A 13,826-nucleotide genomic window follows, 5' to 3' on the forward strand; every position below is an offset into this window, starting at 1 on the left:
CTGCTGTTCACTCAAAGAATAAATGATCAAAAAGGGCGTCCGCGTACCTCTTCCGGGTCAACCTAGGCCGAGCCTCATTCGATTGGACTACCTCGTCTCTCAGAATACCAAGTCGGCGGCTCTCGCTGACGGGTTCAAGGTCGCCGCACGACAAATCCGGGCTTGGATCTCATGAATTTTCATCCTGCTGATATGCGCCGTCAAGACGCGGACGTCGAACACGAAAGACGTTGCCGGCTCTGTGCGGCGCCTATTCGTCATACATTTATCGATCTAGGGATGTCGCCGCCCTGCGAAAACTTCATATCGCCGGACCGGCTGGGCAATATGGAAACCTATTACCCGCTTCACGTGATGGTTTGCGAGGAATGTTTCCTGGTACAGTTGCCGGAGCATATCAGTCCGCAAGAGATATTCACTGAGTACGCATATTTTTCATCGTATTCCACAAGTTGGGTCGCACATGCGAAACGCTACTGCGATCACGCAGCGGCGCGCTTCGGGCTCGGACAAGACAGCCTGGTGGTCGAACTGGCCAGCAATGACGGTTATCTGCTGCAGCATTTCCAACCACTGGGTGTTCCCACACTTGGCATCGAGCCCGCGGCGAACGTCGCGCAAGCTGCCATCGCCAAGGGTGTGCCGACACGTATCGACTTCTTCGGCGTACGCCTGGCGCGCGAACTCATCGCCGAAGGCAAGCAGGCCGACCTCATTGTCGGCAACAACGTTCTTGCGCAAGTTCCAGACCTCAACGATTTCGTTGCAGGTATCGCGCTCCTGACCAAGCCGCAAGGCGTGGTGACCCTTGAGTTCCCGCACGTTGAGCGGCTCATCGATGAAAACCAGTTCGACACTATTTATCATGAGCATTTCTCCTATTTCTCGCTGACGACCATCGACATGATGGCCGCCCGCCACGGCCTCAAGGTCTTCGACGTAGAGGAACTGCCCACCCACGGAGGTTCCCTGCGGGTCTACCTCGCGCGCGCAGATAGCAACCATCGTCCGTCGCCGGCGGTGAGTGGATTGCTCGAGCGCGAGGTGAGCGGCGGGCTCAAGGAGATGACGACTTACACGTCATTTGCCGATCGCGCCCACGGTGCCAAGCGCGACCTGCTCAGCTTCCTGATATCGGCGAAGAACGAAGGCAAGACGATCTGCGGCTATGGGGCGCCCGGCAAGGGCAACACACTTCTTAATTATTGCGCGATCGGCACCGACTTTTTGGATTTCACGGTCGACCGAAATCCCTACAAGCACGGACGCTTCACGCCTGGGATGCACATTCCGATCAAGCCCGTCGAGGCCATTCAGGAAGCCAAGCCGGACTACATACTGATCCTGCCATGGAACCTGAAAGACGAGATCGTCAAACAGATGTCGCACGTGGCCACATGGGGCGCGAAATTCGTCGTGCCAATCCCCTTCGTCAAGGTAATCGATCCTGCGGAGCACCAGCCATGAAAGTCGTTCTTTTCTGCGGCGGGCTCGGCACGCGCATTCGCGACTATTCCGAAGCAGTGCCTAAGCCGATGATCCCACTCGGCCCGCAGCCGATCCTGCGCCACGTAATGCAATACTACAGCGACTACGGGCATGAGGAATTCATCCTTTGCCTTGGCTACAAAGCGAACGTCGTCAAGGATTTCTTCCTCAACAGCCGGCCGCAGATGTTCGCTGATTGCGTCGTTACCGGCGACGGTCGCGATGTTAGGCTCTTGGATGACAGTCACAAGGACTGGCAAGTCACGCTCATCGACACAGGCATCTGGCGCAACATCGGCGAACGGCTCTGGGCGGCACGTGATTTGGTTCGGGGCGACGACATGTTCCTTGCCAACTACAGCGATGGGCTCACGGACGTCGATCTCGACGACATGGAGCGCAAGTTCCGCGCGAGCGGAAAGCTCGCCTGCTTCCTGGCGGTGCCCCCGCCGGTTACCTATCACTTTGCGGACATCGCAAAGGACGGCCGCGTCCGTGAGTTCCGCTCTTCCGCGAGCTCAGATATCTGGATCAACGGCGGGTATTTTCTATTCAGACCGGAAATCTTCGATTTCATGCGCGAAGGCGAAGAACTCGTGCTTGAACCTTTCCGGAGGCTGATTGAGGCCGATATGCTGATGGCCTACAAGCATGATGGGTTCTGGCGCTCCATGGACACCTTGCGCGACTGGCAGGTGCTCGAGGACATGGTCGAAAAAGGCAACATGCCCTGGAACCGGCAGATGCGCGAGCGGACCGGCGGATCTGGACTCGCAGTCGCCAGGTCATGAGGGCCCTGTCGCTCGGAAGCGCCCAGGAGAGTCTGTGCGTACTCTGTCTTGGCGCCCATTCCGACGATATCGAAATCGGCGTGGGAGGAACTCTGCTATCCCTTGTTGCGGGAGGAGCGAAACTTGACGTGCTCTGGCTTGTACTGAGCGGACGTGGAGCCCGCAGCGACGAGGCTCGCGCATCGGCACATAGCTTTCTGGAAGGGGTCGTAGATCCTATCGTCACGACTGCCGATTTCGATGACAGTTACTTTCCGACCCAAGGTCGGGAGATCAAGGAGTGGCTTGCATCCCAGACCAAAGGAGTCAGGCCCGACCTGATCTTCACCCACCGCCGGGATGATGCGCATCAGGATCATCGGGAAGTTAACAAGATCACCTGGAACCTTTTTCGAGATCACCTCATCCTTGAATATGAGATCCCGAAATGGGACGGCGACTTGGGCCAGCCAAATTTCTATATGCCGCTGTCCGAAGCCGAGATGCAGCGCAAAACCGAGTTGCTCCTTGCCCATTTCGGCAGCCAGCGGTCCAAGGATTGGTTCGACGCGGAAACGTTTCGTGGCCTGGCGCGGCTGCGCGGGATGGAGTGCCGGGCCAAGGATGGATTTGCCGAGGGGTTTGTCGTGCGAAAGGCTTCCTGGTCCTTCGGCTGAAAAAGCGGAGCGGTCACCCGACGCGTGTATGATCCTGTGTGGGTGAGATCGCTTCAACCGCTGATCGTATACGAGTGGTCTCAACATGTCCGGGAGCATCAGACCTTCCTCCAAACGAAGTAGGTCCGTCGAAGACGCGGGCGCACATTTCCTCCACAAATCAGGCGATTTGGCCTACACCAATCCCTCGAAACAACTGATAAGACTGCAGTAGATTTCGCGGCGATGCAAAGAATTACAACCGGCCATTATGTCAATATTATCGGTCCAAGCCTCATGGGAAGTGCATTCTGCGAGCGAATCCGGCCCCGCGACGATGAGCGGGCCTACCCTGTGACCGACGGCCTGCAGCCGGATGACGGAGATCTTGGTCAAGACGCCGAGATCGACCGGGCAACGGTCGTCAACGCAATTCGCGAGTGCGTCGAAGAGTTTCAGCTCGATCTCGACGGACAGGTGGTGGTTACTGGAGCCGGGTTCGGTTCAGAGGCGATCACGGCAATCGCGGCGGCGCTCGCCGGCGCCCGAACCGTATTTGCGCTTACAGCTGAGCGGAAAAAGCACGCCAGAAGTCCAGCTACCTCTTGGGACGCGCTGGACCTGGCCAACCATGCCGGACATTCTGCTCAGCTGAAAATTATGCGACGGATGCACCCCCATCACTGGAATGAGGTCGACATTCTTGTGAACTGTCCGCGGACACGGCCAATATCACGGACGACAGCCGAGTTCCTCCGTCCCCATTCAGTGGTAGCGCTAATGGCCGAGCCATGGGAACTTTCCCCCGAGATGGTCGACCTGCAGGCCTGCAGCGAGATGCAGGTCAAAGTCGTTGCTCCAAATCTAGAGCATCCGTCGATAAACTTGCTTCCCGATTTAGCCCGGCTGTGCTGTCGGCTCCTGTACGATGCCGGCCTCGGCATCAGAAATACAGAAATCGCGGTCCTGTGCGATACCCCTTGCAGGCGTTACATAGAGGACGCCCTGATCGAGCAAGGTGCCAGAGTGACAATGCTTGCTCATCCGCAAATGCTGCTGCCGGGCATGTGGGATGCAGTTGTGGTGGCCTTGCGACCGGCGGAAAAACCATCGATGGATATTAATGGCCTGGCCCGAGTATTCGAAGCCGCTCGCGGAAGCCTGCTCGTTCAATTCAGCGGTGAAATCGATCGCCTGGCGGCTCGGTATTTCGGCCTCCGCATCTGGCCACCGAGGAAGCCGGGGCGCGGTCAGCTCGGCGTATCGCCAGAGATTCTCGGCTGGTATCCGACCATCCGCAGGCTCGTCGGCGGTCTTAAGGCCGCCGAGATGGCGCGACGTGGCGCAGACCTCGGCCGCGACAGCATCGGCTTCATCGTCAGCCCCTGACCCAATTGACACAAATGCAGCGATAAATGGCAGCTCCAAGTCAGGCGCCGAAGGTTTCAGCGCTCATTCCCGCTTATTCGCCTCAAGAAGCCGAGACCAGTGAGTGGATAAAGCGAATCAAGACCTAAGATGACAAGCAACAACGCGGCAGCGATCGAAAGACTTTCAAATCTTGATCAAGAACGTCGAGAAATCACTAGCCGGCTAGTGAGCTAGGAAGCCTGCGTCACCGACGAGCAAGCTCGTGAGCTGACCAAGAATCAACTCAATTCATTGCTGAGCGCAGCTCACTTTCCCTCTGCAGCACTGACATCAGCAAACGGGCAAAGCTCCTGGGTAAATCAACACCGACAACGTGACGACTGGTAGTGCGGGCGCAAAGATCATTTCAATTAGGACCAATGCGCTTGAGACGCGGACCTTTTTGTTACAGCGCAATCCGAAGCGATGCCGCAGAATGTCCGGTGCAAGACCATGTGCCACCAACTGGTCGAGCAGATGAACCAGGTCCGTTGTCACCGCCGCACCGGCACGACAACGGACCTGGCCCAACGGCGCAAGGTGACCGGCGCCCTCGTTGGGGTAAGATGGCTTTAAGGACGCCGGCCCGGCGGACTCAGCCCGCCGTATATTCACGATAGCTAAAACATACCGGTGCGAAAGAACATGATCGCATAATCCCCAGGTTTCGGCTTTCTGATGAGATCCGTCGCGAGCGGCTTGGTGCCGGAACGGAACAGGTCGCTAAGCGCGCTGTCAATGGCGCCTGGCCCTGACGTCCGTCAGCGGAAAACCCGGCCGCCTGATGCAGACTAAGCCAGTTCTATGATGCTGCAGCTATAGGCGGGGAGCCTCATGCGGCCTGCCTTCACCTGCGCGTCGCCGAGCAGATCGATGCCGTTTGGAATATTCGGCACGTCTGCCGGCTCGCCCAGCGTATTGAGGATGAACAGCAGGCGGCGGTCCTTGCTCTCGCGGATGGTCGCTTCGACGCCGGCCGGCATGTCGGCGATGAGCGGCACGATACCGGCGGGCGCCAGCACTTGATCGGCCAGCACCTCGACCAGAGCATCGCTGAGGTACGTGCCGAGGTAGATCACATTGCCCTTGCCGACTTTGCGCGAAGTCATCGCGGCTTGGCCCTCGGCGAAGCGGCTGGCCCAGCTGCCGATAACCTCCGTGCCGGGCGCGACGTTAAGCAGCTCATAAAGATGCGCCGCCGTCACCTGCGCATTCCCGATCTTGAGCTCGTATTGACGGCTCGCCGACGTCGCCGGCAGCTTCTTGCGCACCGTGTTGGCGCCAAAGCGGCCGCCATGCTCGAACATCCCCTCGCCGCCGATCGGCGTCAGCAACCCGAACTCCTCGACCGTGATCCCGGCCAGCGCCGAGAGCGTCTTGCCCGGCGAGGTGTCGCGGATGACGTGGTTGTTAACGTCGCGTGATCCGGTGCGGCCGCCCAGGATTACCATTCCACCCGCCTTAGCGAAGGCCTCGATCCGCGCCGTCCACGCATCGGTCCATTTCAGCCAATGCGGCACATAGAGTGCCTTGAGTTTGCTGAGATCATCCTCGGGATGGATGAAGCCGCAGGCGATGTTGTGGCGGTAGCAATAGCGGTGCAGCAGCGTCGCGTCGTCCTGCGGGCTCGGCATGCCGATGGGGTAGGAGCGGTGCATCTCCTGATTGTCGAAATCTGATCCGGCGATGCCCAAATCCATGCGCACATGCGTGCCGAGGATCTTGTCCTTGAGCGCCGTGACCTCACCCGCAAACTGCTTGGCCTCGTCATAGCGCCGCCGCGGGATGTCGTCGTGATCGATGATGCCCATCCAATAGATCTCGGCGCCGAAATGCGCCGGCCGCCAGCGGAAGAACATCACGCCATCGGCGCCGCGCGCCACTGACGTATAGGCCATGCGGCGCATCTCGCCGGGTTCGGGCGTCAGCGTCGAGAAGTTCGGCTGCGCACCGAAGCCCGATTGCTGCTCGGGCACGATGAAGTTGCCGGTGAAGCCGCGGCAGATGTCGAGACGCAGCGCCTGCGCCTCGCCGACGCTGCCGACCCGCTGCATCTCGTCATCGAGATGCGGGTAGATGTCGAAGCCGAGAAAATCGAGATCGGTCGAGAACTCGCCGCGGAAGTCGATGTCGTCGATCCGGCCCAGATTGTGGAAGACGAACCAGTCTGGATTGGTGGCGCGCAGGATCAGCACCTGATCGTGCTGGAACCGCGCCGTGACGAAGGCGAGGAAGCGGTGATAGTCGACCACATGGGTCGGCCCGACCGGGGCGGGGGCGTAGTCGAGGGGCAGCACCACTTGATCGAAATCGTCGTAGCCGGTGGCCCAGAAATGCCCGCCCCACGCATCGTTGAGCGCGGCGATGGTCTTGTACTTGTCCTTGAGGAAGGCCTGGAACTCGGCCAGAGTCACCGGACCGTAGGACAGCGATCCAGAGGTATTGAGCTCATTGTCCGTCTGCCAGCCGATGATGTGCGAATTGCCGCGATAATGCTGGGCCATCGCTTTAGTGATGCGCTTCGAATGCTCGCGGAACACTCCGCTCGCAAGATTGGCGTGCTGGCGCGATCCATGGCTCATGGCGCGGCCATTGGCATCGACGCGCAACACTTCGGGATAACGCGCCGTCAGCCAGCGTGGCGGCGTCGCCGTCGGCGTGCACATGATGGTCTTGATGCCAGCCTTGCCCAGCATATCTATGGCGCGGTCGAACAAATCGAAGTCGAACGTCCCCTCATGCGGCTCGATAATATGCCAGGCGAATTCCGCAAGTCGCACCGCGTTGAAGCCCGCGGCTGCCATGCGGTCGGCGTCGCGCTGCCAATAGCTCTCATCGACATGCTCCGGGTAATGCGGGGTACCGACGAGGAAAGTGTCGGTCGCGATCGGCCGCCAGACAGAGAGCGGCGCGGACTTCGAGGCAGTCGTCATAGTCGGAAAACTCCAGGCGATAGTCTATTTGATGGAGCCGGCGGTGAGGCCGCCCTGCCAGAACCGCTGCAGCAGCAGGAACACCACGATGACCGGGATGATGCTGACCAGCGCGCCGGTGATGATGATCGAGAACAGCACCTCTCCGCCGCCACCGCCCTGCTGCGCGAGCTGATACCAGGTTGCGAGGCCCACTGTGATCGGCTGGTACTCCTGCGAGCGCAGCACGATGAGCGGCAGGAAGTAATTGTTCCAGGTCCCGACGAACGAGAGCAGCGCCACGGTCACCATGCCCGGCGCCACCAGCCGTAGCACGATGGCGCGGAAGATCACGAACTCGCCGGCGCCATCGAGACGCGCTGCGTCGAGCAGTTCGTCGTCGACGCCCTGCTCGATATAGACGCACATCAGGTAGACGCCGATCGGCGAGATCATCGAGGGCAGGATCACGCCCAGCGGATTGTCGCTGAGACCCGAAAGCGCCAGCAGCAGGAAGATCGGCACGACGAGGGCCGTCTGCGGGATCATCACAGCGCCCAAGACCAGCGCGAACAGCAGATTGCGGCCGACGAATTTGAACTTGGCGAACGCATAGCCTGCCGCGGTAGCAAAGATCGCGGCACCGAGCCCGGCGACGGTCGAATAGAGCAAGCTGTTGAACATCCAGCGCATGAAGACGCCGTTGTCGCGCGCCAGCAGATCGCTCAGATTCTGCCAGAGGTTGAACTCGGTGCCGAAGCCGAAGCCGAACGTCGTGAACAGGTCGCCATTCGTCTTCGTTGCCGATAGGACCAGATAGACCAGCGGCACGAAGCTGTAGAGGAGGAAAACTGACAGCAGCAGCGTGAGGATAACCCGCGAGCGCCGGCGTTCGCCGGGCTGGCGCTTGGTAGCTTTGAAAGAGGCGATGTCGGTGGTCGCAGTCATCATTGCTCCGGCCGACGACGGTTGGTGATCAGAGTGAAGATGTAGGAGGCACCGGCGATCACAATGCCAAGCACGAACGAGACGGCGGCCGCATAGCCATACTGCTGGTTCGAAGTCGCCAACGAATAGGCATAGAGGTTCGGCGTGTAGCTCGAATCGATGGTGTTTCTGGCGAGCGCGCGCATCAAATACGGCTCATTGAACAGCTGCAGTGTGCCGTTGATCGAAAAGATGATGGTGAGCAGGATCGCCGGCCACAGCAGCGGCAGCTGGATCAGCCGCGCAAATTGCCAGGGCGAGGCGCCATCGATCCGCGCGGCCTCGGCGAGGTCCGACGGGATCGTCTTCAGCGCGGCGTAGTAGATCACCATATTGTAGCCGACATATTCCCACGTCACGATATTGGCCAACGAGAAGATCATCGCGCCTGGCGACAGGAAGTCCGGCGGCGGCAGGTTGAACGCCTTGGCCATCTGCGTGAACGGGCCGAAGTTGGGGCCGTACAGATAACCCCACATGATCGTCGCGATCACGCTCGGCACGGCGTAGGGGAGGAAGAAGCCGAGCCGGAAGACGCTCTTGGCATAGACCTGGCCGCGATCGAGCACGATGGCGAACAACAGCGCCAGGCCCAGCATGATCGGCACCTGCACCATGCCGAACAGAACGAGGTTCCACACGCCGCCCCAGAATTTGGCGTCGCCCGTGACCTTGATGTAGCTGGCTGCACCCGCGAATTGCCGTCCGCCCACCAGCGTGTCGCGGTAGAGGCTCATATAGAACGCATAAACCAGCGGCGCGACGATGAAGGCGACAAATAGCAGCACGAAGGGCGCCAGGAACAGATAGGGCGCGAGCTTTCGTGACGTAAAACCGCCCGATCGCGCTGGGCGCGTCGCTGCGGCTGGCGAATTCGACATTGCCATGGTCCCCCGTCCGGCAAGATGAAGAGATCGGGCGCGCCGATCAAGCGCGCCCGGCCGTTGCCCGGGAGAACTCAGTCTACGGTGAAGCCTTGTTCCCGCGCGTAGGTGACCACGGCGTCCTGGATGCGGTCGAACGCATCCGACAGCGTTCCCTTGCCGCTGATCGAGGCGCCGAATTCATCTTCCATCGACTGGTACAAGAAGTCCTGGAACGGGCTCCACTCAAAGTTGCTGACTGCGGCCGCCGATTTGGCGAACACTTTATTGACCGCCTGGCCACCGTAGAAGTCCATCTTCTGTCCGGCGAACTCGGCGCTGGTCAGCAGAGCGGTGGTGCATGGGAACAGGAACTGCTTGGTGGTGTAGAGCTTTGTGGCTTCGGGATTCGTAGTCAGCCAGATCGCGAGTTCGGCGGCCTCGGGCAGATGCTGGGTCGCTTTCATCACGGCCAGCGCTGAGCCACCCCAATTGCCGGTCGCGAACTTGCTCGCGTCCCACTGCGGCAGATCGGCGGCACGCCACTGGCCCACGCTGGTCTTGGCGACCGAGGTCAGGAACACCGGACCCCAGCCGGCGGTGAGCCAGGTGGCATAGCGGCCCGAGTCGAGGCCGGTGTACCACTCATTGTTGAACCCCGGCTTGGTCTCGATGACGCCCGCGGTAATAAGGTCCTGCCAATAGGCGGCGAAGTCCTTGGAAATCTTGTCGTTGATGTTGATCGCGAGCTTGTCGCCATCGCGGCTGATCGGCTTCCAACCCATCGGCCACAGAAGACCATTGACCCAGCCGCCATTGGTGAGCAACGCGTCCGTCAGGAAGACATTGGGGTCGGCCGCATGCAGCTTCTTGGCGGCATCGGCAAATTCCGCCCAGGTCGCGGGTGGGGTGATGCCATGCTTGTCGAGAATGTCCTTGCGGTAGAGCATCGCCATCGGACCGGAATCCCATGGCATGCCGCTGACAACATCACCCTTGGCGACCTGGGTCCACGTGCCTTCGGGGAACTCTGCCTTGTGCGGGTTTGCCCACTGGCCGAAATCGGCGAACGCGTCGATCTGGCGGAAGCTCTCGAGGAACTGGAATTCGATATGGACGACGTCGGGTAGGCCGCTGCCCGCCTTCAGGCCCGCACGGACCGCCTGATACTCCGGGGCGCCCTGGCCGGCATTCACGAGTTTGACCTGGATGCCCGGATGCGCGGCGTTGAACATGTCGACCTGCGTCTGGAAATCCGGCAGCCAGGACCACAGAAGCAGCTTGACGGGATCGGCACCGCGAACTGCCGCCGGCAGGGCTGCAACCGCAACGCTCGCACCCGCAACTTTCAAGAAGTCACGACGCTGCATCGTCCGCCCAAGCGGATTGAAAAGCTTCGTCATTGAAGTCCTCCCACGAAAGATACGCTCCCACACGATGCAGGGCGCTTTTTCTTTCAGTTAGAAACTTAATGCCGAGATTCAGTCGCTGTCAATCGCGATCGACTGATCAGTCGGCCATCACGAGGCTGTCGGCAGGGTTGAGCGTCGTCGCATCGAGCACTAGGCGCACCGCTCCAAGCACGATGTCGCGGTGCCCCAGCGCGCCCATCACGAGACGCGGCGCGTCGTACACATTGCCCATGAGGCGGTGCCGCAGCACATCGAGCACCAGATCACCGCCGCCGACGACCCGGCCCGCCAGTACGATGATTTCGGGGTTCATGAAGGCAGCAACACTGCCCACCGCCATCGTCGCATAGTCGAGCAACTCGGTGACAACCGGCGCGATTTTGTCCGCCTGCCGGTCGGTGACGGCCGCCAGGGTGAGCTTTCCCGCCGCATACTGGGTGTTGGCCTCTTCGAGCATCTTGGTCGCCTGTTCGGGGATGCCGAAAAAGCGCAGCGATTGCTTGTCGCCCAGATGTTCGAACGGCCGCCCGGTGAGCAGGGGGTCATCGAGATACCAGCTGAGCTCGCCCGCCGCATGCGAGTGCCCGCCATAGAGCTTGCCGTCGATGATGACGCCCGCGCCGGCGCCGGGCCCGATCGAGAGACTCACGACGCTGTCGGCGCCACGCCCGGCCCCGAATCCCCATTCGCCCACGGCGGCGAGGTTGCGGCCGTTTTCGACGACGATGGGCATCTGAAAATGCTCGCTGAGCCGCGCCCGCAACGGCATGTCGCGCCAGCCGAGCCCGAGCGTCAGCACCACTTCGCCCGCCGGCTGCCTGACGATCGAGGGCAGGCCAATGCCGATGCCGCGAATGGTTTGGCCGCGTGGACGGGGAGCCGCCATCAACCGGCGGATCAGGCCGACCAGCTTCTCGAAATTGCGCTCGCCATCATCGTCGGCGGTCTCGTGCATTTCGGTCTGCACGACGCCCTCGAGATTGGCCACGGCGCCATAGAACTCGCCCTTGCCGGCCTCGATGCCGATGATCGCATGCGCCGCGCCGCGGAACTTGATGCGCGCCCGCGGCCGGCCCCGCGACGTCTCGTCGAAGCCGTCATAGGCGACCAGATCTTCGGCGATCAGATCCTCGATCACGCGCATCACCGTCGGCAGGCTGATGTTCAGCCGCTCGGCGAGGCTCGATGGCGAAATGACCCCTTCGGTGCGGATCAGATCCACTGCGGCCGACCGGTTCAGGCGGCGCAAAAGGCTCGATGTCGTTGACTGTCGCTTCATCGGACCGGCCAGTTTCTACTAGGCCGGCGCACCGGCAACGGGCGTCGGCATAAACCAGAACCGCCCGCGAGTCCGTCTTTTTTTGCTGCTGGGTCGTTCGGCCTCACGCCGCCGCGCCGGGTGGCACGAGCGATTGCGGCTGCGGTTCGATGATCGTCCGCCGCTCCGGAGTCAGCCGCGCCAGCATCGCTTCGCGGTTTGATTGTTCAAACTCGCTCATGCGTTGGGAAAAGCCCCGGCACCAGCCGCAGTATGCGTCGAAAACGTAAACTACGGACTTTTCTTTGAAGGGGTACATGTCTGGTTCCGCTAAGTCTGCGAGTTGAGATTGGCGTGAGGCCATTGCAAAACGATGCCGAGGACTTCTTTCCGATTTGGCCGGCGATTTACGTTCGGTCTGGCTGTCCGCTGGCATTCGCCAACGCTCGTCCGGCCACGCACTGGTGACCGCAATTCCGAGAGCGGCTGCTCAACCTGGCGCTCGGGTAAGCTTGCGCTTGAACTCCGCCTTAGGTTTCCTTGCCGCCCTAGGACCTTCTTCTAGCGAGAAGGTCAAGACCCGCGGGGCGCGAGTTCGAAAGCCGACGTCGGAGGCGGAAGCGCATCCGCCGAGACGATCCCGCGGCCGGTTCGGAAGGCATCGCAGAACTAGCCATAGTGGAAGGCGCTCGACAAGGAATGCTGGTCGCGACCGCCCCACACCAGGCACAGCCGGATTTGATACAAGCCGTCGGAACGTGATCTCTGCAGTCCGAGGGTTTGTATCATTGGAGCCGACGCTAATGCCGGCTGATCCCAATCATCGCAAATTGAGAACTATCGGCTACTTTTGCTGTGCTGGTATTGCCTACAGCGCGATATCCTATCCTACTTTACTCCACAGCACGCCCCGTCACTCCCACTCGATGATTAATTGTAGCTGCAAGACGCTGGTCTTCCTTAATTTTTTTCGTCAATCAAATCCACAATACCGTCCAAAATACCGTCAGAATCGTACGCTGTTGAAAAGGCTGAAACAATGTGGTCGCCGTCGGGGTATGCACACTTTTGACTGCATTATTTACGAGCAGCCATTCGGCGAGGTCAATGTCCGCGCGTGGACGAACTCGCTCGAGAGTTCGATCAGCAGGTCGAGCGATTGCGCCTGTCAGTCGCAGCAAGGCGCTCGCATTTGTTTATTCGATAGCCGACCCAAACCGAGGAAAACATCGTCTCAGAAAGACATTCCGATGTGCTCTGCTACTGCATGCCTAAGCGATGAGCTCGTGCGACCCGAAGTTTATGGATGCGGCCGACTGCTCGGCCGTTAATTTCACATAATTTCACATTCCAAATAAGACACAAAAGTCGGTCCAGAGCTGACGGCCGAAATGCGCTTAGGCTATGGGATGCGCCCGTAATGGGAGGCCAGGCTTCGGTGTCGATTCCAAATCTTTTGCTCTTCGGCTGTCCGCTCATCCGTCTTGACCAGGACGAACCTACAGCCTATCTCACCGGGACGTTAGCACTCCCCGCTGGCGAGTGCTAACCGGGCTCCGGCAACGGAGAACCTTTCAACCTCCGCACCAGGGATAATCCAAAATGGCAAAGTCGAATTTCCGGCCGCTGCATGACCGCGTGGTCGTTCGCCGGGTCGAATCCGAATCCAAGACCGCGGGCGGGATCATCATCCCGGATACGGCGAAGGAAAAGCCGCAGGAAGGCGAGATCATCGCCGTCGGCTCCGGCGCCCGCGACGAAGCCGGCAAGCTCGTGCCGCTGGACGTCAAGGCCGGCGACCGCATCCTGTTCGGCAAGTGGTCGGGCACCGAAGTCAAGCTCAATGGCGAGGACCTTCTGATCATGAAGGAATCCGACATCATGGGCATCGTCGGCTGATCATCGGCCTCACCGTCAACTGAATCTTGAATCTTCGGGCTCGTTCCGAGCCCCCTGCCAGGAGTTAAACATGGCTGCCAAAGACGTAAAATTCTCCCGCGACGCCCGTGAGCGCATGCTGCGCGGCGTCAACATCCTCGCCGACGCGGTGAAGGTGACGCTCGGCCCCAA

The 13,826-nt window shown here is 60.3% G+C and carries 11 protein-coding genes; 5 read left to right on the forward strand and 6 right to left on the reverse strand.

What is annotated here, in order from left to right:
* Positions 1–171 precede the first annotated feature (171 nt).
* The 4 genes from AC0L2L_RS10065 to AC0L2L_RS10080 all read left to right on the forward strand — a co-directional run bounded on the left by AC0L2L_RS10065 (position 172) and on the right by AC0L2L_RS10080 (position 4,303).
* A complete protein-coding gene (locus AC0L2L_RS10065) occupies positions 172–1,467 on the forward strand; it encodes a class I SAM-dependent methyltransferase (RefSeq protein ID WP_473577956.1) in 1,296 nt (431 codons plus the stop codon).
* Positions 1,464–2,279, forward strand: a complete 816-nt coding sequence (locus tag AC0L2L_RS10070; RefSeq protein ID WP_027164340.1) for a sugar phosphate nucleotidyltransferase — start codon at positions 1,464–1,466, stop codon at positions 2,277–2,279. Before AC0L2L_RS10065 ends, AC0L2L_RS10070 begins: the two co-directional genes overlap by 4 nt.
* Positions 2,276–2,935 (forward strand): PIG-L deacetylase family protein, encoded by a 660-nt coding sequence (locus tag AC0L2L_RS10075; RefSeq protein ID WP_473577957.1) that lies wholly within the window; start codon positions 2,276–2,278, stop codon positions 2,933–2,935. Before AC0L2L_RS10070 ends, AC0L2L_RS10075 begins: the two co-directional genes overlap by 4 nt.
* Before the next feature lie 333 nt (positions 2,936–3,268).
* On the forward strand, positions 3,269–4,303 hold the full coding sequence (locus AC0L2L_RS10080) for a hypothetical protein (RefSeq protein WP_473577958.1): 1,035 nt from the start codon (positions 3,269–3,271) through the stop codon (positions 4,301–4,303).
* A gap of 812 nt (positions 4,304–5,115) precedes the next feature.
* Here the strand turns inward: AC0L2L_RS10080 and AC0L2L_RS10085 are convergent.
* The 6 genes from AC0L2L_RS10085 to AC0L2L_RS10110 all read right to left on the reverse strand — a co-directional run bounded on the left by AC0L2L_RS10085 (position 5,116) and on the right by AC0L2L_RS10110 (position 12,075).
* On the reverse strand, positions 5,116–7,257 hold the full coding sequence (locus AC0L2L_RS10085) for a beta-galactosidase (protein ID WP_473577960.1): 2,142 nt from the start codon (positions 7,255–7,257) through the stop codon (positions 5,116–5,118).
* A gap of 24 nt (positions 7,258–7,281) precedes the next feature.
* Positions 7,282–8,184 carry a carbohydrate ABC transporter permease gene (locus AC0L2L_RS10090; RefSeq protein WP_473577962.1) on the reverse strand — a complete coding sequence of 301 codons (903 nt, stop codon included), beginning with the start codon at positions 8,182–8,184 and terminating at the stop codon, positions 7,282–7,284.
* Positions 8,184–9,104 carry a carbohydrate ABC transporter permease gene (locus tag AC0L2L_RS10095; RefSeq protein ID WP_473577964.1) on the reverse strand — a complete coding sequence of 307 codons (921 nt, stop codon included), beginning with the start codon at positions 9,102–9,104 and terminating at the stop codon, positions 8,184–8,186. Before AC0L2L_RS10095 ends, AC0L2L_RS10090 begins: the two co-directional genes overlap by 1 nt.
* 77 nt (positions 9,105–9,181) lie before the next feature.
* A complete protein-coding gene (locus AC0L2L_RS10100; RefSeq protein ID WP_473577966.1) occupies positions 9,182–10,489 on the reverse strand; it encodes an ABC transporter substrate-binding protein in 1,308 nt (435 codons plus the stop codon).
* 106 nt (positions 10,490–10,595) lie between these two features.
* Positions 10,596–11,747 carry an ROK family transcriptional regulator gene (locus tag AC0L2L_RS10105; protein ID WP_473577967.1) on the reverse strand — a complete coding sequence of 384 codons (1,152 nt, stop codon included), beginning with the start codon at positions 11,745–11,747 and terminating at the stop codon, positions 10,596–10,598.
* 133 nt (positions 11,748–11,880) lie between these two features.
* Positions 11,881–12,075, reverse strand: a complete 195-nt coding sequence (locus tag AC0L2L_RS10110) for a hypothetical protein (protein WP_473577969.1) — start codon at positions 12,073–12,075, stop codon at positions 11,881–11,883.
* 1,283 nt (positions 12,076–13,358) lie between these two features.
* Here AC0L2L_RS10110 and groES point away from each other — a divergent pair.
* The gene (groES, locus tag AC0L2L_RS10115; RefSeq protein WP_292497447.1) at positions 13,359–13,655 is read left to right on the forward strand and encodes a co-chaperone GroES; all 297 of its coding nucleotides are present in this window, start codon (positions 13,359–13,361) and stop codon (positions 13,653–13,655) included.
* Positions 13,656–13,826: the final 171 nt, after the last annotated feature.

The organism is Mesorhizobium sp. WSM4832 (assembly GCF_055811115.1).

Excerpts from the sequence above, each read along its gene's own strand:
- AC0L2L_RS10065 (WP_473577956.1), top strand. The coding sequence starts at position 172 with ATGAATTTTCATCCTGCTGATATGCGCCGTCAAGACGCGGACGTCGAA.
- AC0L2L_RS10070 (WP_027164340.1), top strand. The coding sequence starts at position 1,464 with ATGAAAGTCGTTCTTTTCTGCGGCGGGCTCGGCACGCGCATTCGCGAC.
- AC0L2L_RS10075 (WP_473577957.1), top strand. The coding sequence starts at position 2,276 with ATGAGGGCCCTGTCGCTCGGAAGCGCCCAGGAGAGTCTGTGCGTACTC.
- AC0L2L_RS10085 (WP_473577960.1), bottom strand. The coding sequence starts at position 7,257 with ATGACGACTGCCTCGAAGTCCGCGCCGCTCTCTGTCTGGCGGCCGATC.
- AC0L2L_RS10090 (WP_473577962.1), bottom strand. The coding sequence starts at position 8,184 with ATGACTGCGACCACCGACATCGCCTCTTTCAAAGCTACCAAGCGCCAG.
- AC0L2L_RS10095 (WP_473577964.1), bottom strand. The coding sequence starts at position 9,104 with ATGTCGAATTCGCCAGCCGCAGCGACGCGCCCAGCGCGATCGGGCGGT.
- AC0L2L_RS10100 (WP_473577966.1), bottom strand. The coding sequence starts at position 10,489 with ATGACGAAGCTTTTCAATCCGCTTGGGCGGACGATGCAGCGTCGTGAC.
- AC0L2L_RS10110 (WP_473577969.1), bottom strand. The coding sequence starts at position 12,075 with ATGTACCCCTTCAAAGAAAAGTCCGTAGTTTACGTTTTCGACGCATAC.
- groES (WP_292497447.1), top strand. The coding sequence starts at position 13,359 with ATGGCAAAGTCGAATTTCCGGCCGCTGCATGACCGCGTGGTCGTTCGC.